Raw genomic sequence first — 19586 nt, forward strand, 5'->3', positions numbered from 1 at the left:
AAAAACCGCCTTCACAGTGAAGGCGGTTTTTTTTCGCAATCCGTAAAGGATTAAGGCGCTTTTTTATGCTGCGTGCAGATTTCCGGGACCGGATCGCACCCGCTGGTGTCGGCTTTTTTCACCTCTTCCAGCGCGCTGGCGACGGTATGGCGCGCCAGAACCGCCAGCGAAGCCTGCTCCGCTTCATCAGCAATGGATTTGAAGTACCAGCAGGCGTTGGCGCTCACCACGCAGCGTGCCGGAACGTCAGGACGGGACGCCCACAGCTTTTTATCTTCAGTAACGGAAAGGTAGATATCGCGCAGGGTAATCTCGTCCGCCGGGCGGCCAAGGTGTATAGAGCCGTTGCGGCCAAGCGTGGAGACGATAATGCCGTCACGGGCGAGCGGAACCATTAGTTTACGGATGAAGCTCGGATTCGCTTCCAGGCCGTAGGCCAGGATTGCGCTCGTCGAACGTTCACCCGACTGCTCCGCCATCGCTACGCTGAGAACCATCTGCAAAGCTGTCGGGAAGCGGTAATCTAGCATTTTTCTGTCCTGGGTCGCGGTGAATCTTGTTCTTTTTGGCACCGCAGAGGTGAATAATCAATAAGTAACAATATAACAAATACGGTAACCTTATTGAAGCAATCTGCGGCATGCGTGAAATAACGCTGCCGTACCGGCAAACGTCAGGCCGGGTAGCGTTGCGTTTCCGTTCATGCAAGCGCGGGATGCGGGAAGTCCACGGTCACCATCAGGCCGCCTTCTGCTGACGTACTCAGATTGACTCTGCCGTTGTGCTGCTGGGTAACGGCTTTGACGATGGCAAGCCCTAAGCCGCTCCCGCTTTGGGTTTGATTAGGATCGCGGAAAAACCTGTCGAACACCCGCTCGCGCAATTCAACCGGAATGCCGGGGCCCGCGTCTGAGACGCGCAGCCGGGCGGACGTCGTTGTCGATTGCAGCTGTACCTCAATTCGTCCTCCCTCAGGGCTGTACTTCACGGCATTTTCAATCAAATTGTCGATCAGCGACACCAGACGTTCCCGGATGCCCGCAACCCGGATTTCATCGTCGGCGAAGAACTCAAGCTCAATCCCGCGCGCCGACGCCAGCGGCTCCAGCGCGGCCATTCGCTCCTGAATAAGCGTTGTCAGCGGCACAGGCTCCGTTACCGTGTCGATGTGCGCTTCGCTGTGCTTCATCAGCAGAAGCTGATTGACGAGACGAGCGGCACGGCTATTGCTGCGAACAATGCCTGCAAGCAGCTCCTGCTGGCTTTCGCTGATGACCCAGGACTGCAGCGCCTCGACGTTGATTCGCATCGCGGCCAGCGGCGTACGCAGCTCGTGCGCGGCATCGGCAATAAACACCCTTTCCCTTTCGGCGCTTTCCCGCACCCTGGCGAGAAAGTCATTAATCGCGTCCACCGTCTGGCGCAGCTCCCTGTGCCTGGGAACGGCTTGTAAGGGAGAGAGATCGTCTGGCGTGCGCAATGAAATTTCATTCACTACCCTGTTCCAGGGGCGCATCGCGATGCGGATTGACAGCCACGCGGGAAACAAAAGGAAAGGGATGCATACCAGCAGCGGCATGACGTAATAGCCGCGCGAGTTCAGGTAGATAAAGAAATTCCAGCTGCCGGCAGGGGTGAAAAGGGTGACCTCCACGTCGGAGCGCGCGGATTTGAGCGTGCGGCTCGTCCAGGTGTGGTCTCCAGTCCGGACGCGCTGCATTTCCCCCAGACGGCTATTTTTCACCTCCGTTGGCGCGCCACGCGAAGAAAAAATAATCTCATTATGCTTGCGAACGATCAGGTTGATGGCCAGCTCCGGATCTTCACCGCCGCCATACCCCTCCCGCAGCGCCTTGCTGAACGCGGCCAGCACCTCTTTACGCGCCTGCGGCCTATCCTCCATGCTCTCAACCAGGGAAAAGAGGGTTTCGTAAGTCTCACTGCCCGTGAGTATTGGAGGGCTGCGCAGGTCCTCCAGCAAAATGAAGGTTAAAAAAAGACACCACAGCAGCGTAAGCAGCAGCATCTGGGCGACCATCATTCGCCTGACCAGCGTAGGAAGCCTGAGGCGGTACCAAAAATTACGCATCAGCCCGCCGCCTTCTGAACCGGTACGGTATCAATGACGTACCCTACGCCCCGCACCGTTCGCACAAAGCCATCGCCAATTTTTCGCCGCAGGTTACCCATATGCACGTCGAGCGCGTTGCTGAGATTTTCTTTCGTGCCGAATATCCTCTCTTCCAGATACCGCCGCGTAAGCACGCGGTCAGCGCGCAGCATTAGCGTTTCGAGCAGCGCGTATTCACTTGCCGTCAACTCAACGTGGCGCGCGCTCACCGTCACGCGACGCGTCGGTACGTGGAGAGACAAGCCGCGAATGTCGATCGCCTCATTCTCAAAACCGTAGCTGCGCCGCGCCAGGGCTCTCACGCGCGCCAGCAGCTCGGCGAGCACAAAAGGTTTGACCAGATAGTCGTCCGCGCCCGCGTCCAGCCCGCACAGGCGGTCCTGCAGCGTGCCTCGCGCCGTCAGGATAATGACGGGGATCCCCCGGAGCTGCTGACGCAGGCGCGTCATCAGGCTCATGCCATCGCCATCGGGCAGCCCCAGGTCGAGCAGGATAAGCTCCGGCACGCAGAGATCGAGCTGATGCAGCGCATCCTCTTTCCGGCGTACCCAAATGACATCAAATCCTTGATCTGCAAGGGCGATACGTACGCCGTTGCCGAGATCCAGGTCGTCTTCAATTAGTAGAATTTTCACAAAGGTAACGGTATCAGCAGTGGATGAAGAACAGCTTAAGAAAAAAACGGTATCAGGAAATCATTCAGCTTTACAGAACCAGCACGTGCTTCAGCGTTTCTTCATTTTCGGCTCATAAGAACCTTAGGGAGGGTATTCAGAATGAGCGCGCTGGCGTTTAACACCGCCTGAATCGTAACCATCTGAATCCAAAAGGGCTTCTTTAATGAGAAACAGCAAACTGCGTCACAGGTTCCCCCGTTCACTCATCGGTCGCAGCGCGAAAAGCATCCTGTCGGGGGCCGTCCTGGCGTTACTGGCTACCCCGACGCTGGCGGCCGGGCAGCGCCAGGGCAACGTGTTAACCCTGGGGGGCGGCGTGGATGTTGCGCCACGCTATTCCGGTTCGGATAAGAGCCGCGTTGCTGCGGCCCAGGTGGTTGATTACGCGATGGAAAATGGGTTCTTTATCAGCACCACTCGCGGGCTCGGCTACGGCAACCGCGTCGGCAACCTGGATTATAGCGCTGCGCTGAGCTATCGCGCGGGACGTAAGGATCGCGACGTAAGCAGCGATTCAATCGCCTCCGGCAGCGACTACCTGCGGGGGATGGGTGAGGTCAAAGGCTCAGCCGTCGTTGTGCCGGGGCTGGGGTACAGGGTAACTGACTGGCTTAACGTGCAGCTGCAGGCTGAGGTCCCGGTTTCGGAAAGAGACAACGGTGAGGCTGTGCACTTCGGCATTGCCAGCCCGCTCTACACCTCTTCTGAAAACTCGGTGACGCTGGCGCTGACCGGCAGCTGGGGATCCAGCAAGTACATGCAAACGTACTACGGGGTCAGCGCCGCCCAGTCGGCCGCATCGGGATTTGCCCGACATGATGCCGGATCGGGAATATACGCCTATTCGCTGAACCTGGACTGGACCCATAAGCTCACCTCCCGCTGGAGCGTGCTTGCCGCTGCCGGCGTTACGCAGCTGACGGGAGAGGCGGGCGATAGCCCAGTCGTTCAGAAAAAAACGTCGCCCACGGGAAGCCTGAAGGTGACGTACAGCTTCTGACCGGTGTTGCAGGCGAAGGAGCGGTAGCCTACTTTCCTTCGCCCAGCCGATATGCCAGCGCCACTACCAGCGACTGCACCAGGCACAGCGTCGCCGACTGAGAGCGAAACGCATCTACCTGCGCCTCTTTCACCACGAAACAGAGGTCGCTGAACGTCGCCAGCGGGCTGATCTGGCTGTCGGTGATCACAATCTGGCGCGCGCCGACCCTGGCGGCGGTTTCGCTGACCATCACCGTCTCTTCCGCGTACGGCGAGAAGCTGATCGACACCACTATATCGCGCGCCTTGATGCGGCTAATCTGCTCGCGCAGCATGCCGCCCATGCCGTCGAGCAGAACAGGGCGGCACTCAAGGTGGCTCAGGGCATAGGTCAGATAGGCTGCTACGCTAAAGGAGCGGCGCAGTCCGGCGATATAGATGGTGTCGGCGTCGGCCAGCAGCTGAACGGCGCGCTCCAGCATCTCCGGTTCGGCACGGGCGGCGAGCTGCTGTAGCGCCTGGGCATTTGAGCGGGCGAACTCCTGTAAAATATCGAGCGGCGTTTCCGGCACGGCTTCGCTCTCCATTTCGCGGAACAGCCGCGCACGGTCGCTGTAGCTGGCGGTTTCCTCCACCAGGTTCATGCGAAACAGCTGTTTCATTTCGTTAAAGCCGGTGAAGTCAAAGGCGTTGGCGAAGCGGATCAGCGTTGACGGCGGCACGTCGGCGCGCTCGGCAATGACGGCAACCGTATCAAAGGCCACGCTGTTGGTGTTATCCAGTACATAGCGGGAGACCTGCTGCAGCCTCTTGCTCAGGCTATCGTAGCGATCGCGGATTTGCTGCTGCAGTTCGTTCAGGCTGGTTGCTGTCGTCATGTTATCCCCCAAATACAGTTTTATGATTCTAAACGCAAAGCCGCGTCTTTTAAATGTCGGCCATCCATCTGGCAGCAAAAATGAAACAGAAGCTTCAGCCATTTCCTCGCCCGAAATGCCTTAATAGCGCACGCAGCGTCAGTGTTGCTGGCTATTAACATAAAAATCCATCCTTGATCACAATAATCATCATTTATTTTATTTCAACTTAAAATGGAATATTTGTTTCATATATAGTGTGAGTACAAAGCGTTTAGGTAACGGTCACGTATCAACAGCGAGAGGTTAAGGATGGAGACGGTAGCGAATTTTATTCACGGCGAATGTGTCACCGGTTCAGGCCAGCGCGTTCAGGCGATCTTCAACCCGGCCACCGGCGAGCAGATCCGCCAGGTGGTGATGAGTACGGCGCAGGAGGCGGAGCAGGCGGTTGCCGCCGCGCAGCAGGCCTTTCCCGCGTGGGCACGTCAGGCTCCGCTTAAGCGCGCGCGCGTAATGTTCCGCTTTAAGGCGCTGCTGGAGGAGAACATGGCGCGCCTGGCCCGCCTCATCAGCGAAGAGCACGGCAAGGTCTACTCCGACGCGGTGGGGGAACTGACCCGCGGTCTGGAAGTGGTGGAATTTGCCTGCGGCATCCCGCATCTGCAAAAGGGGGAACACTCTGCGAACGTCGGTACCGGCGTCGACAGCCACTCGCTGATGCAGCCGCTCGGGGTCTGCGCCGGGATCGCGCCGTTTAACTTCCCGGCGATGGTGCCGATGTGGATGTTCCCGATTGCGCTGGCAACCGGGAATACCTTCGTGCTTAAGCCGTCGGAAAAAGACCCTTCGCTGGCGCTGGCGCTGGCGCAGCTGCTGAAAGAGGCTGGCCTGCCGGACGGCGTGTTCAACGTGGTGCAGGGCGATAAGGAGTCCGTTGACGTGCTCCTGACCGACCCGCGCGTGCAGGCAGTGAGCTTTGTCGGCTCCACGCCAATTGCGGAATACATTTACCAGACCGCCTCCGCCCACGGTAAGCGCTGTCAGGCGCTGGGCGGGGCGAAAAACCACTGCATTTTAATGCCGGATGCCGACATGGAGATGGCGGCCAACGCCATTATGGGAGCGGCCTACGGCGCGGCGGGCGAGCGCTGCATGGCGCTCTCGGTGGTGCTGGCGGTGGGCGATAATACCGCCGACGACCTCTGCGCCCGTCTGGAAAAACAGATTGCCGCGCTGCGCGTCGGGCCGGGCCTGGACCAGACGCCGGAAAACGAAATGGGGCCGCTTATCTCCACCGCCCACCGCAGCAAGGTGCTGGGCTACATCGACAGCGGCGAGGCGCAGGGGGCGAGGCTTCGCGTGGACGGCCGCGGCTTTAGCGTGCAGGGTTACGAGCAGGGCTATTTCGTCGGGCCGACGCTGTTCGATAACGTTACCCCGGAGATGACCATCTATAAGGAAGAAATTTTTGGCCCGGTGCTTTCTGTGGTGCGCGTAGCAGATTACGCCAGCGCGGTGGATCTGATTAACCGCCATGAATATGGTAATGGCTCGGCCATTTTCACCCGCGACGGCGGCTGCGCGCGCCGCTTCTGCGAAGAGGTGCAGGCGGGCATGGTGGGCGTCAACGTGCCGATCCCGGTGCCGATGGCGTTTCACAGCTTCGGCGGCTGGAAGCGTTCCATCTTTGGCGCGCTCAACGTCCACGGCAACGACGGCGTGCGCTTCTACACCCGCATGAAAACCATCACCGCGCGCTGGCCGGAAATGCAGCAGGAGACAGGCGCCGCGTTTTCCATGCCGACGCTGGGCTGACAGGAGGTGTTATGCAAACCGAACGTATGACCATGGCCCAGGCGCTGGTCCGCTTCCTTAATCAACAGTACGTCAGCGTTGACGGCAGCGAAACGCCCTTCGTGGAGGGCGTGGCCACTATCTTCGGACACGGTAACGTGCTGGGTATCGGCCAGGCGCTGGAGCAGGATCCGGGCCATCTGCGGGTAATGCAGGGCTGCAACGAGCAGGGCATCGCCCATATGGCGACGGGGTTCGCCAAACAGCACCGCCGTCAGCGCATTTTTGCCGTCACCTCCTCCGTCGGGCCGGGCGCCGCCAATATGGTGACCGCCGCGGCAACCGCTACGGCGAACCGAATCCCGCTGCTGCTGCTGCCGGGGGATATCTACGCCAGCCGCCAGCCGGACCCGGTGCTGCAGCAGATCGAGCAGTATCACGATCTCAGCATCAGCACCAACGACTGCTTCCGTCCGGTCTCCCGCTACTGGGACCGCATCAACCGCCCCGAGCAGCTGATGAGCGCCATGCTAAATGCGATGCGAACGCTTACTGACCCCGCAAATACGGGGACGGTGACCATTTGCCTGCCGCAGGACGTGCAGGGCGAAGCCTGGGATTACCCGCTGAGCTTCTTCGCGCGCCGAGTGCACCACGTTGAGCGTCGACCGCCCGATCCGCATCGTCTGGTGCAGGCGCGGGCGTTAATTGCCCGCAAGCAACGTCCGCTGGTGGTGTGCGGCGGCGGCGTGCGCTATTCCGGCGCGCATGCGGCGTTTCGCGAATTTGTCGAGACGCTGCAACTGCCGTTTGCCGAAACCCAGGCCGGAAAGGGGGCGCTGGTAAGTGACCACCCGCTTAATCTGGGCGGGGTGGGCGTGACGGGCGGAATGGCCGCTAACCGGCTTGCGCCGCAGGCGGACCTGGTGATTGGCGTCGGCACGCGCCTCACGGACTTTACCACCGGCTCCAAGGCGCTCTTTTCCCATCCGGACGTCGAGTTTCTGCTGCTGAACGTGGCCGAATTTGACGCCCTGAAGCTCGACGCCACCGCGCTGGTGGCCGATGCCCAAACCGGGCTGCAGGCCCTGACCCATGCGCTGAAGGAGTACCGCAGCGGCTGGGGAGAGGAGATTGCTGAGGCGAAAGCCGCCTGGCGCGACGAATGCCGCCGCCTGTGGGATCGCCAGTGGCATCCGGCAGATGCGCCCGAGGTGGCGGGGCACCTGGACGCGCAGCTGGCGGAATACGGCGAGACGCTCAACACCCGGCTGACCCAGACGCGGGTGCTGGGGCTGATTAATCAGCATGTTGAGGATAACGCCATCGTGGTGGGCGCGGCCGGTTCGCTGCCGGGGGATTTGCAGCGCCTCTGGCAGGTCAAAACGCCCGACACCTATCACCTTGAGTACGGCTACTCCTGCATGGGCTACGAAATAGCGGCAGCGATTGGCGCGAAGCTTGCGAGCCCCGAACAGCCGGTATACGCCATGGTGGGGGATGGCTCCTACATGATGCTGCACTCCGAGCTGCAAACCGCGGTGCAGGAGGGCGTTAAGGTCACCGTTCTGCTGTTTGATAACGCCAGCTTCGGCTGCATTAACAACCTGCAGATGGGGCACGGCATGGGGAGCTTTGGCACCGAAAACCGCCACCGTAACCCGGAAACCGGGCGGCTCGACGGGCCGCTGGTGAAGGTCGATTTCGCGCAAAACGCGGAAAGCTACGGCTGCCGCGCGTGGCGGGTTCGCGATGAGCCAGGCCTGCTGGCGGCGCTGGCGGCGTCCCGCGCGCACCCTGGCCCGACGCTGCTGGACATTAAGGTGCTGCCGAAAACCATGACCCACGATTACGACGCCTGGTGGCGAACCGGCGATGCGCAGGTGGCGGCCTCCTCAGCCGTACGCGAGGCCGCGGCGCAGACGCAGGCGCAGGTGAAAAAAGCGCGTCAGTATTAAATTTTCATGTCGTAACGAAATTTTCATTTCATTTCCCCTCACCCTAACCCTCTCCCCAAAGGGGAGAGGGGATGGTTCGGTGCGGCCTTTTCTCCCTCACCCACCTGGGGAGAGGGGATGGTTCGGTGCGGCCTTTTCTCCCTCACCCACCTGGGGAGAGGGGATGGTTCGGTGCGGCCTTTTCTCCCTCGCCCACCTGGGGAGAGGGGATGGTTCTGTGCGGCCTTTTCTCCCTCGCCCACCTGGGGTGAGGGGACGGCTCGGGGCTGTCTTTTCTCCCTCGCCCCTTTGGGGAGAGGGCCGGGGTGAGGGGAAGATGTACGCCCTTCCATGTTGTGAGATTGATAACAAAATTTATCTCATTCATCTCAAAAGTGTTAACCCACACTCAAAAACATAATTTTCACTATTTATAAAAATGAAATAAATGTTTTATTTAAAGGGTCGTTAGTTTACAGCATTCACCAACACCGGGAGCCGTTATGTTTAACATTGCTTTACTGGGCGCTGGCCGAATTGGTCAGGTACATGCAGCTAACATCGCCAGCCACGGTGCGACCACGCTGTGGTCCGTGGTTGACCCGAATCAGGAATTTGCCACCCGCCTCGCCGCGCGGTATCAGGCCCGCCAGCAGAGCCTGACTGAGGCGATGACCGACCCTGACGTTCATGCCGTGCTGATTGCCTCCGCAACGGACACCCATGCGGATCTGATTGAAATGGCCGCCCGCCACGGCAAGGCCATCTTCTGCGAAAAGCCGGTACACCTCGACCTCGCCCGCGTGCGCGACTGCCTGAAGGTGGTCAAAGAGCACGACGTGCCGCTGTTCATCGGCTTTAACCGCCGCTTCGACCCGCAGTTCCGCCGCGTGAAAACCGACGCCCAGGCCGGGCGCATCGGCAAGCCGGAATCGCTGCTGATTATTTCCCGCGATCCGTCTCCGCCGCCTGCGGAGTACGTGCGCGTCTCCGGCGGCATGTTCCGCGACATGACCATCCACGACTTTGACATGGCGCGCTTCATCATGGGCGAAGAGCCGGTGTCGGTGTATGCCCAGGGCAGTAACCTGGTGGATCCGGCGATTGGCGAGGCGGGGGACATCGACACCGCGTTTATCGTTTTGAAATACGCCTCCGGCGCGATGGCGACCATCGTCAACAGCCGCCGCTCCTCGTACGGCTACGACCAGCGCCTGGAGCTGCACGGCTCCGAAGGGCTGCTCTGCGCGGGCAATATTCTGGAAAACCAGGTGCAGCACTACGGCAAACAGGGCTGCACCAGCGCGCTGCCGGAACACTTCTTCCTGCAGCGCTACAAATCCGCTTACGCCGCGGAATGGGAACACTTTGTTGCGGTTCTGCGCGGCGAAGCGGTGCCTGACTGCAGCGGCGATGATGGTGAACGTGCGCTTTGCCTCGCGGATAAAGCGCTGGAGTCGCTGCGCAGCCAGCGCGAGATCGTCCTCTAAACACAACGACCCTACACAGAGAGACATAATAATGAAAAAACTGATCGTAGCCGCCCTCATCGCCATGACGTCCGGGGCCGCCCTCGCCGAAAACGAGCAAATTGTTTTCAGTACGCCAAATCTGGCCATGCCGTTTGAAGTGCACATGCAGCGCACGGCGGTGAAGGCCGCAAAAGAGATGGGCGTGCAGCTTCAGGTGCTGGACGGGCAGGGCAGCTCACCGAAACAGGTGGCTGACCTGGAAAACGCCATCACCCGCGGGGCGCAGGGCTTTATCGTCTCCCCGAACGACGTGAACGCGGTCTCCAGCGCGGTGGATGAAATTCAGGAGGCGAAGCTGCCGGTCGTCACCCTTGACCGCTCCGTCGACAGCCAGAAGAAGGTGCCGCACTTTGGCGCCAACAACTATAAAGGCGGCCAGGCGATTGGCGACTTCGTCAAAACTAAATTCCCCAACGGTGCGGACATCATTCTGCTCACCGGCCAGCCGGGCTCCTCCTCCAATATTGAACGCACCAAAGGGATCCGCGACAGCCTGAAGGCGGGCGGGGACAAGTACAAGATCGTCGCCGATCAGACCGGCAACTGGATGCGTTCAGAAGGGATGCGCATCGTTGAAAGCGTCCTGCCTTCTCTGCCGAAACGCCCGCAGGTGATCCTCTCCGCCAACGACGATATGGCGCTGGGGGCGATTGAAGCCCTGCAGAGCCAGGGCGTGAAGCCGGGCGAAATCCTGGTGACCGGCTTTGATGCGGTACCGGAAGCGCTGGCCCGCGTGCGCGAGGGCTGGCTGGCGGTGACCGCCGATCAGCGTCCGGGCTTTGCGGTGCAGACGGCGATGAGCCAGCTGGTGGCCAGCGTGCGCGAGAAGAAAGCCATCACCGGCGCCGACTACCCGCCGACGCTTATCACCAAAGAGAACCTGCAGCAGGCTGAGCGCATCGGCGAGGCCGGTAACTGATCTATCCGCAGCCGCCGCGCGAGCGGCGGCGCACTCTGAAGGAGGAGCAGACCGATGTCGCAACCCTTACTGAAAGTGACCGACCTGGCGAAAAGCTTTTCCGGCGTCTGGGCGCTGAGCAGCGCTCAGCTGACCGTCGGCAGCGGAGAAATACACGCCCTGCTGGGGGAAAACGGGGCGGGAAAATCCACGCTGCTGAAGGCGCTCGCGGGGGTGCAGCCGCAAACGCGCGGGGAGATCTGGTTCAACGGCGAAACGCTGCCGGTGGACGACTCCCCGGTGGAGCGGCAGAACAAGGGCATTATCACCATCTATCAGGAGTTCAACCTGCTGCCCAACATGACCGTCGCGGAGAACATGTTTCTCGGGCGCGAGCCGCGCAGGCGTAACCTGATCGTCGACGAAAAGGCGGTAAACCAGGAGGCCCAGGTCATCCTCGATTACCTGCAGTTGAACGTCGCCCCGACCACGCCGGTCGCCCGCCTGAGCGTGGCGCAGCAGCAGATGGTGGAGATCGCCCGGGCGCTGACCCTCAATGCCCGGTTAATCATTATGGACGAACCGTCCGCCGCGCTGAGCGACAGCGAGGTGGAAAGCCTGCACCGCGTGGTGCGGGAGCTAAAAAATCGCGGGGTGAGCATTATCTATGTCACCCACCGCCTGCACGAGGTTTTCCAGCTCTGCGATCGCTTCACCGTGTTCCAGGACGGCCGCTTCACCGGCACCGGCGCGGTGGCGGAGACCAACGTCGAGCAGCTGATCCGCCTGATGGTCGGGCGCGACGTGGCGTTTAACCGTCGTCCCGCCAGCGAAACGCATCATGAAGACAAACCCATCCGTCTGGCCGTGAAGGGGCTGAGCCGCGAAAAGCCGCCGCTGGATCCGCACGGTATTGCCCTGCACGACATCAGCTTCCACGTCCACGCCGGGGAGGTTTTAGGCATTGCCGGGCTGGTGGGCGCGGGACGCACCGAAGTGGCGCGCTGCCTGTTTGGCGCGGACGCGTTTACCTCGGGCAGCTTTGAGCTGGATGGCGTGCCGTACCGGCCGCGCGATCCGCTGTATGCCCTGGACCAGGGCGTGGCTCTGGTGCCGGAAGATCGCAAAAAAGAGGGGGCGGTGCTGGGGCTGTCGATTCGCGACAACCTGTCGCTCTCCTGCCTTTCGTCACTGCTGCACTGGCGCTGGTTCGTCAACACCCGCAAAGAGGACGACCTGATTGAGTCCTACCGCCAGGCGCTGCAGATCAAAATGGTCAACAGCGAGCAGGAGGTGCGCAAGCTCTCCGGCGGTAACCAGCAAAAAGTGATCCTCGCGCGCTGCATGGCGCTCAATCCTCGGGTGCTGATCGTCGACGAGCCGACGCGCGGCATCGACGTGGGGACCAAATCAGAAGTGCACCAGGTGCTGTTTGACATGGCGAAAAAGGGCGTGGCGGTGATCGTGATCTCCTCCGATCTGCCTGAAGTGATGGCGGTGTCCGACCGGATCATCACCCTCAGCGAAGGCCGGGTGACCGGCGAGATCCACGGCGACGACGCTAACGAAGAACGGCTGATGACGATGATGGCCATCAACCACAACGCTCTGAACGCGGCATAACGGAGTTTCTCATGACGCAGATGATTTCTAAAACGCAGGCCCCGGTCAAACGCGCCGGACGCATCGATCCCATCGCCTTCTTCGAGCGCTTCGGGGTGCTGATTTTCATGATCCTGCTGCTGATCTTCTTCCAGTCGCAGAACAGCAATTTTTTCTCTGAACGCAACATTTTCAACATCCTGACCGAGGTGTCCATCTACGGGATCATGGCCGTGGGGATGACCTTCGTCATCCTGACCGCCGGGATCGACCTTTCCGTCGGCTCCATTCTGGCGGTGTGCGCCATGACCGCGGCGTACGTGATCAAGGGCGACAACTTCACCACCGTTGACCCGAACGCCTGGGGCGGCATGAGCTGGCTGATTGGGCTGGGGATTTGCCTGGCGATGGGCACGGCGATTGGCTTTCTGCACGGCCTGGGCGTTACCCGCCTGCGCCTGCCGCCGTTCATCGTCACTCTCGGGGGGATGACCATCTGGCGCGGCCTTACGCTGGTGATTAACGACGGCGCGCCGATCGCCGGTTTCGATCAGGGCTACCGCTGGTGGGGGCGCGGGGAGCTGCTCGGCATCTCCATTCCGATCTGGATCTTCGCCATCGTCGCCGTCGGCGGCTATCTGGCGCTGCACAAAACCCGCTGGGGGCGCTTCGTTTACGCCATCGGCGGCAACCCGGAGGCGGCGCGCCTGGCAGGTGTCAACGTGAAGCGCGTGCTGGTCAGCGTCTACGTGCTGATTGGCTGCCTGGCGGGGCTGGCGGGCTTCATCCTCAGCGCGCGTCTGGGGAGCGCCGAGGCGGTGGCCGGGATCTCCTTTGAGCTGCGCGTCATCGCCTCGGTGGTGATTGGCGGCACCTCGCTGATGGGCGGCTACGGGCGCATCGGCGGCACCATCATCGGCTCCATCATCATGGGTATTCTGATTAACGGCCTGGTGCTGATGAACGTCTCGGCCTACTACCAGCAGATTATCACCGGATTAATTATCGTTCTGGCGGTGGCGTTCGACACCTACGCCAAGAGCCGTCGCGGCGCACTGTGAGGATCGTGATGAAAGAGGTACGTATTGGATTAATCGGCACCGGGTATATCGGCAAGGCGCACGCCATCGCCTACGCCCAGGCCCCGACGGTGTTCAACCTGCGCGGCAGGCTGGTGCGCGAGATGGTGGCCGAGGTGAACCCGGCGCTAGCGGCAGAGCGCGCCCTGGCGTTTGGCTTTAACCGGTCAACCGGAGACTGGCGGGCGCTGGTGGCCGACCCGGCCATTGATGTAGTGGATATCTGCTCGCCCAACCATCTCCATAAAGAGATGGCGCTGGAGGCAATCCGCCATGGCAAGCACGTCTACTCGGAGAAGCCGTTGGCGCTGAACGCCCACGACGCGCGCGAGATGGTCGACGCCGCAAGGCGGGCAGGGGTGAAAACCCTGGTGGGCTTCAACTACATGAAAAACCCGACGGCGCAGCTGGCGAAGGAGATTATCGCCCGCGGCGAAATAGGCGAGGTGATCCACTTCTACGGTACCCACAACGAAGACTATATGGCCGACCCGCTTTCGCCCATTCACTGGCACTGCTTTAAGGAAACCGCCGGGCTGGGAGCGCTGGGCGACCTCGCGGCGCACATCGTCAATATGGCCCAGTACCTGGTGGGGGAGATTGAGCAGGTTTGCGGCGACCTGAAGATTGTGGTCCCGGAACGCCCGGCGAAGGCCGGATCGTCGGAGATGGTTGCCGTCGAAAATGAGGATCAGGCCCACGCGATGGTGCGCTTCGCGGGCGGGGCGCAGGGTGTGATTGAAACCTCCCGCGTCGCCTGCGGACGCAAGATGGGGCTGTCGTATGTGATCACCGGGACGAAAGGCGCCATCAGCTTCACCCAGGAGCGCATGGCGGAGCTGAAGCTCTATCTGCATGACGATCCGGTCAACCGTCAGGGGTTCCGCACGCTGCTGGTCGGCCCGGCACACCCGGACTACGCCGCATTCTGCATGGGCGCGGGTCACGGGATCGGCTTTAACGATCAAAAAACGGTGGAGGTGCGCGACCTGGTGGACGGCATAGCCGCCGACGTCCCGATGTGGCCGGACTTCGAAGAGGGCTGGAAGGTGTCCCGTGTGCTGGACGCCATCGCACTCTCGCACCAGCAGGGCCGCTGGCTGAACGTGAACGACATTGTCTGAAGAGGTATCAACGTGGAAAAGCAGTTTGATGTGATATGCATGGGCCGCGTGGCGGTAGACCTCTACAGCCAGCAGATTGGCGCCCGTCTGGAGGATGTCTCGAGCTTCGCCAAATATCTCGGCGGATCGTCCGGCAACGTGGCGTACGGCACCGCGCGCCAGGGCCTGCGCTCCTCAATGCTGGCGCGCGTGGGCGATGAACATATGGGCCGCTTCCTGCGGGAAGAGTTACGCCAGGTGGGCTGCGACACCAGCCATCTGATTACCGATAAAGAACGCCTCACGGCGCTGGTGCTGCTCGGCATTAAAGACCGGGACACCTTTCCTCTGATTTTTTACCGCGATAACTGCGCGGATATGGCGATTACCGCCAGCGATGTGAACGAAAGCTACATCGCCTCCGCACGGTGTCTTGCCATCACCGGGACTCACCTTTCTCACCCTCAGACCCGCGAGGCGGTGCTGACGGCGCTGGGCTATGCCCGCCGTCACGGCGTGCGCACGGTGCTGGACATCGATTACCGCCCGGTGCTGTGGGGGCTGACCTCCCTGGGCGACGGCGAAACGCGCTTTATTCCCGCCGATCGGGTCACCCGCGAGCTGCAGGAGGTGCTGCACCTCTTCGACGTCATTGTCGGCACCGAGGAGGAGTTCCATATTGCGGGCGGCAGCACGGATACCTTGCAGGCGCTGGAACGGGTGCGCGACGTGAGTCAGGCCACGCTGGTCTGCAAGCGCGGCGCGCTCGGCTGCTCGGTCTATACCGGTGCCATTCCGCCACGGCTGGACGACGGCCTGACGGTGACCAGCGTGCGCGTGGAGGTGCTGAACGTCCTCGGCGCGGGGGACGCGTTTATGTCCGGCCTGCTGCGCGGCTACCTGAACGACGAGGGCTGGGAGCAGGCGTGCCGCTACGCCAACGCCTGCGGCGCGCTGGTGGTCTCGCGCCACGGCTGCGCCCCGGCGATGCCGAGCAAAATCGAGCTGGATGACTATCTCTCCCGCGCCGCGAATGTGCCGCGCCCGGATCTCGACCCGCGACTTAACCATCTGCACCGGGTCACCACCCGCCGCCGTGAATGGCCCGAGCTGTGCGTGATGGCGTTCGATCACCGCAGCCAGCTTGAGGATATGGCGCTGCAGTGCGGCGCGTCGCTCGGGCGCATTCCGGCCCTGAAGCAGCTGATCCTGCAGGCCAGCCGCGAGGCGGCGAGCCGCGCCGGGCTGGAGGGCAAAGCCGGTCTGCTGTGCGACGGCACCTTTGGCCAGGACGCGCTCAACGCCATTACCGGGGAAGGGTGGTGGATCGGGCGGCCCATTGAGCTGCCGGGCTCGCGGCCGCTGGAAATGGAGCACGGCAATATCGGCACCCAGCTTATCAGCTGGCCGCAGGAGCACGTGGTGAAGTGCCTGGTCTTTTTCCATCCGGAAGATGCCCACGGCCTGCGCCTGGAGCAGGAGCAGAAAATCGCCGAGGTGTACCACGCCTGCTGCCGGTCCGGGCACGAGCTGCTGCTGGAGGTGATCCTGCCCGCGACCATGCCGCGCAGCGACGAGCTCTACCTGCGCGCCATCTCTCGCTTCTACAACCTGGGCATTTACCCGGACTGGTGGAAGCTGCCGCCGCTCTCGGCCGAGGGCTGGACGTCGCTCGGCGAAATTATCGAACGCCGGGACCCGCACTGCCGCGGAGTGGTGATACTCGGGCTTGACGCGCCGGCCGAACAGCTGCGCGCCGGGTTTAACGCCGCGGCGGGGCACGATCTGGTGAAGGGGTTTGCCGTGGGGCGCACGCTGTTCGGCGATGCTTCCCGCGCATGGCTGAAGCACGATATCGACGATGCGCAGCTGGTGGCGCGCATCCGGGACAACTACCTGCAGCTTATCGCCTGGTGGCGCGAGCGCGGGCACGCATAATGGAGACGACAATGAGTGTACAACTGGGCATCAACCCGCTGACGTGGACGAACGACGATCTGCCTTCGCTCGGCGCGGAGACGCCGCTGGAGACCTGCCTGAGCGAAGGCAAAGAGGCCGGTTTTGCCGGCTTCGAGCTGGGCAATAAGTTCCCGCGCGAAGCGCGCCTGCTCGGCCCCATTCTGCAGCGCCACGACCTGCAGCTGGTCTCCGGCTGGTACTCCGGCCGCCTGCTGGAGCGCAGCGTGGAGGAGGAGATTGCCGCCGTGCAGTCCCACCTGACGCTGCTGCGCGAGCTGGGGGCGAAGGTGCTGGTCTTTGCGGAAGTGAGCGGTTGCATTCACGGCGAGCAGCAGACGCCGGTGCACCTGCGCCCGCGCTTCCCGAAGGATCGGTGGAAGGAGTACGGCGAGAAGCTCACCGAATTTGCGCGCTATACGCAGCAGCAGGGGGTGCAGATTGCCTACCATCACCATATGGGCACGGTGATTGAGTCCGCCGACGACGTGGACAGCCTGATGCTCCACACCGGCGACGAGGTGGGACTGCTGCTGGATACCGGGCATCTGACCTTTGCCGGGGCCGATCCGCTGGCGGTGGCGCAGCGCTGGGCGATGCGCATCAACCACGCCCACTGCAAAGACGTGCGCGCCGACGTGCTGGCGGACGTGAAAAACCGCAAAACCAGCTTCCTCGACGCGGTGCTGAGCGGCGTGTTTACCGTGCCGGGCGACGGCTGCGTGGATTACCCGCCGATTATGCGGCTGCTGAAGGCGCAGGACTATCACGGCTGGCTGGTGGTGGAGGCCGAGCAGGATCCGGCGATAGCCCATCCGCTGACCTACGCCCGTCTGGGTTATAACAACCTGAGCCGCCTGGCGCGCGACGCCGGGCTTATCTGAGGAGGTGACATGTCACGTCTGCTATCACGCTGGCAACAGCCGAACGCTGAGGGGCGCACCCAGTCCGTCACGCCGGAACGCGCCGGCTGGGAATATGTTGGCTTTGAGGCCTATGAACTTCAGGAGGGGCAGGAGCTGACGCTGCCCGCGGTCAGCGAAGAGCGCTGTCTGGTGCTGGTGGCCGGGCGCGCCTCCATCAGCACGCCATCCGCGCGGTTTAACGACATCGGGGAGCGGATGAGCCCGTTCGAACGCATCAAGCCGTGGGCGGTTTACGTCACCCCGCAGGAGGCGGTCCAGGTGAAGGCGCTGACGAGGCTCGAACTGGCGGTCTGCGCCGCTCCCGGCAAAGGCGCGTATCCGACGCGGCTGATTGCCCCGCAGGATATCGACGGCGAGGCGCGCGGCAAGGGCCACAATCAGCGCTACGTGCACAACATTCTGCCGGAAGACAAGCCCGCCGACAGCCTGCTGGTGGTGGAGGTGTGGACCAGCGAGGGCTGCACCAGCTCGTACCCGAGCCATAAGCACGATACGGATAACCCGCAGCAGGAAACCTATCTGGAGGAGACCTACTACCATCGCCTCAACCCGGAGCAGGGATTCTGCATGCAGCGCGTCTACACCGATGACAGAACGCTGGACGAGTGCATGGCGGTCTACAACCGCGACGTTGTCATGGTGCCGAAGGGCTACCATCCGGTGGCGACGATGGCCGGGTATGACAGCTATTACCTCAACGTGATGGCCGGGCCGGTGCGCAAATGGATGTTCACCTGGGAAGACGATCACGCGTGGATTAATCGCGATTATCCCGCAGAGAGTGGTGGCTGAGGCGGCCTTTCTTGTCGGGCGGCGCTGCGCTTACCCGACCTGCGAAACCGTAGTCCTGAGCAAGCGCGCCGCCGCCGGGCGAATTGTCCTCAGTGCACCCGCCTCGCCTGCTCAATCGTGCGGGCGATGGCCTCCGGATGGCTCACCATCGATACGTGGCTTGCCGCTACCTCGGTGGTTTTTGCGCGGATCGCCTTCGCCATCGCGCGCTCCAGCGCCGGGTTAATCATCCTGTCATTCTCGCTTACCACATACCAGCACGGCTTAGTGCGCCACGCTGCACGAGTAATCTTTTCCCCAAACGCATCGCCCCTTATTGGCCCCTGCGTGGCCGCAATGGTCTGTTGTTCACCCAGCTTTACGTCAGGCGCAAAATCCTTCCTGACGGCCTCCGCTGGCAGATATAAATAGCCGTCCGCCGTTTTGGCAATGCCCGCGCTGCCCGGCGGCGGCGGGAAGCTTCCAGCGAGATCCGCCGTCGACTGGCCGGCGTCCGGCGCGAACGCCGCCACGTAAACCAGCGATTTGACCCGCGCATCGTTACCCGCTTCGCTAATCACGGTCCCGCCCCAGGAGTGGCCTACCAGCACCACGTCGCCCTGCGCGCGGGCGATGGCCCGCTTTGTGGCCGCGACGTCATCGTTCAGCGAGGTGAGCGGCAGCTGGACGGCAATGACCTCTGCGTGCTGTTTCTGCAACAGGGTAATCACCTTATTCCAGCTGCTGCCGTCGGCAAACGCGCCGTGCACCAGCACGACGCTGGTTTTACTCTCCGCAAAGGCGCTGGCGGAAAGCGCCAGCAGGCCCGCCGTCACTACAGACAGTGCTTTCATCTTAAGCGTCCTTAAAAATGGTGAACCGCCGCGTGGGGCGGTACGGTGAATTCAATGGTTTTGTGGTCGAGCGGTTTATGCGTCGGGTCGGCCAGAATAATCGTCACCTTGTGTTTACCGGCGGGCAGACCCACCAGGATCACCGGCTCGCCGCTGGCGTCAGCCCAGTGCCAAGGCGCGTCATCCACCACCACGTGAATGTGGCCTATGCGCGGGGTGACCCTGAGCGCCTCGGGGCCGAACACCGGCTCGATGCGCAGGTTTTCGGCACGGTACTGAATAAACACCGCGCCTTTGCTCAGCGGCCCGGCAAGGGGCGGATCGACAATCAGCTTTGCAGGCGGCTGCGGGTGTGCCAGCGGCGCGACGGCGGCGGGGCCGTTAACATCCGCGGCGCTCAGGTTGTCCAGGGGCGCGGCCCAGGAGCCGGTTGCCGACGCGAGGGCCAGCAGGGGGAACAGCAGGTATCGACGCATCATCGGTGT

Annotated in this window: 17 protein-coding genes; 11 read left to right on the top strand and 6 right to left on the bottom strand. The window is 62.0% G+C overall.

The window, feature by feature from the left end:
- Positions 1–50 precede the first annotated feature (50 nt).
- From HWQ14_RS11295 to HWQ14_RS11305, 3 genes are all read right to left on the bottom strand, one after another.
- A complete protein-coding gene (locus tag HWQ14_RS11295) occupies positions 51–530 on the bottom strand; it encodes an RrF2 family transcriptional regulator (protein ID WP_148420680.1) in 480 nt (159 codons plus the stop codon).
- A 170-nt stretch (positions 531–700) separates the two neighbouring features.
- Positions 701–2089, bottom strand: a complete 1389-nt coding sequence (locus HWQ14_RS11300) for a sensor histidine kinase (protein ID WP_176609763.1) — start codon at positions 2087–2089, stop codon at positions 701–703.
- Positions 2089–2766: a response regulator gene (locus tag HWQ14_RS11305; protein ID WP_148420681.1), complete on the bottom strand. Its 678-nt coding sequence runs from the start codon at positions 2764–2766 to the stop codon at positions 2089–2091. The genes HWQ14_RS11300 and HWQ14_RS11305 overlap by 1 nt, the downstream gene beginning before the upstream one ends.
- A gap of 205 nt (positions 2767–2971) precedes the next feature.
- On the opposite strand from HWQ14_RS11305, the gene HWQ14_RS11310 reads away from it, so the two are divergent.
- The gene (locus HWQ14_RS11310; protein ID WP_176609764.1) at positions 2972–3808 is read left to right on the top strand and encodes a MipA/OmpV family protein; all 837 of its coding nucleotides are present in this window, start codon (positions 2972–2974) and stop codon (positions 3806–3808) included.
- Between the two features lie 28 nt (positions 3809–3836).
- On the opposite strand, the gene HWQ14_RS11315 is transcribed toward HWQ14_RS11310, so the two are convergent.
- Positions 3837–4667, bottom strand: coding sequence for a MurR/RpiR family transcriptional regulator (locus HWQ14_RS11315; protein WP_176609765.1), 831 nt, complete (start codon positions 4665–4667; stop codon positions 3837–3839).
- Positions 4668–4958: 291 nt separating this feature from the next.
- Between HWQ14_RS11315 and HWQ14_RS11320 the strand changes: the two genes are divergently transcribed.
- The 10 genes from HWQ14_RS11320 to iolB all read left to right on the top strand — a co-directional run bounded on the left by HWQ14_RS11320 (position 4959) and on the right by iolB (position 18268).
- Complete coding sequence (locus HWQ14_RS11320; protein WP_176609766.1) at positions 4959–6464, top strand: CoA-acylating methylmalonate-semialdehyde dehydrogenase; 1506 nt, start codon at positions 4959–4961, stop codon at positions 6462–6464.
- 11 nt (positions 6465–6475) lie between these two features.
- The gene (gene iolD, locus HWQ14_RS11325; protein ID WP_176609767.1) at positions 6476–8401 is read left to right on the top strand and encodes a 3D-(3,5/4)-trihydroxycyclohexane-1,2-dione acylhydrolase (decyclizing); all 1926 of its coding nucleotides are present in this window, start codon (positions 6476–6478) and stop codon (positions 8399–8401) included.
- Between the two features lie 482 nt (positions 8402–8883).
- A complete protein-coding gene (iolG, locus tag HWQ14_RS11330) occupies positions 8884–9870 on the top strand; it encodes an inositol 2-dehydrogenase (RefSeq protein ID WP_176609768.1) in 987 nt (328 codons plus the stop codon).
- A gap of 31 nt (positions 9871–9901) precedes the next feature.
- On the top strand, positions 9902–10831 hold the full coding sequence (locus HWQ14_RS11335) for a substrate-binding domain-containing protein (RefSeq protein WP_148420686.1): 930 nt from the start codon (positions 9902–9904) through the stop codon (positions 10829–10831).
- Between the two features lie 54 nt (positions 10832–10885).
- Positions 10886–12433 carry a sugar ABC transporter ATP-binding protein gene (locus HWQ14_RS11340; protein WP_176609769.1) on the top strand — a complete coding sequence of 516 codons (1548 nt, stop codon included), beginning with the start codon at positions 10886–10888 and terminating at the stop codon, positions 12431–12433.
- An 11-nt stretch (positions 12434–12444) separates the two neighbouring features.
- Positions 12445–13473, top strand: coding sequence for an ABC transporter permease (locus tag HWQ14_RS11345; protein ID WP_013098254.1), 1029 nt, complete (start codon positions 12445–12447; stop codon positions 13471–13473).
- Positions 13474–13481: 8 nt separating this feature from the next.
- Entirely contained in the window at positions 13482–14615 is a 1134-nt protein-coding gene (locus tag HWQ14_RS11350; RefSeq protein ID WP_176609770.1) for a Gfo/Idh/MocA family protein, read from the top strand.
- A gap of 12 nt (positions 14616–14627) precedes the next feature.
- A complete protein-coding gene (locus HWQ14_RS11355) occupies positions 14628–16532 on the top strand; it encodes a bifunctional 5-dehydro-2-deoxygluconokinase/5-dehydro-2-deoxyphosphogluconate aldolase (protein ID WP_176609771.1) in 1905 nt (634 codons plus the stop codon).
- A gap of 11 nt (positions 16533–16543) precedes the next feature.
- Complete coding sequence (gene iolE / locus HWQ14_RS11360) at positions 16544–17434, top strand: myo-inosose-2 dehydratase (protein ID WP_176609772.1); 891 nt, start codon at positions 16544–16546, stop codon at positions 17432–17434.
- Positions 17435–17443: 9 nt separating this feature from the next.
- Entirely contained in the window at positions 17444–18268 is an 825-nt protein-coding gene (iolB, locus tag HWQ14_RS11365; protein ID WP_176609773.1) for a 5-deoxy-glucuronate isomerase, read from the top strand.
- An 89-nt stretch (positions 18269–18357) separates the two neighbouring features.
- Here iolB and HWQ14_RS11370 read toward each other — a convergent pair whose 3' ends face one another.
- Both HWQ14_RS11370 and HWQ14_RS11375 read right to left on the bottom strand, forming a co-directional pair.
- Complete coding sequence (locus HWQ14_RS11370; RefSeq protein ID WP_176609774.1) at positions 18358–19101, bottom strand: alpha/beta fold hydrolase; 744 nt, start codon at positions 19099–19101, stop codon at positions 18358–18360.
- Positions 19102–19112: 11 nt separating this feature from the next.
- Complete coding sequence (locus tag HWQ14_RS11375) at positions 19113–19580, bottom strand: DUF6130 family protein (RefSeq protein WP_148420693.1); 468 nt, start codon at positions 19578–19580, stop codon at positions 19113–19115.
- Positions 19581–19586 lie beyond the last annotated feature (6 nt).

It is taken from the genome of Enterobacter cloacae (assembly GCF_013375935.1).
Lineage (GTDB): Bacteria > Pseudomonadota > Gammaproteobacteria > Enterobacterales > Enterobacteriaceae > Enterobacter > Enterobacter pasteurii.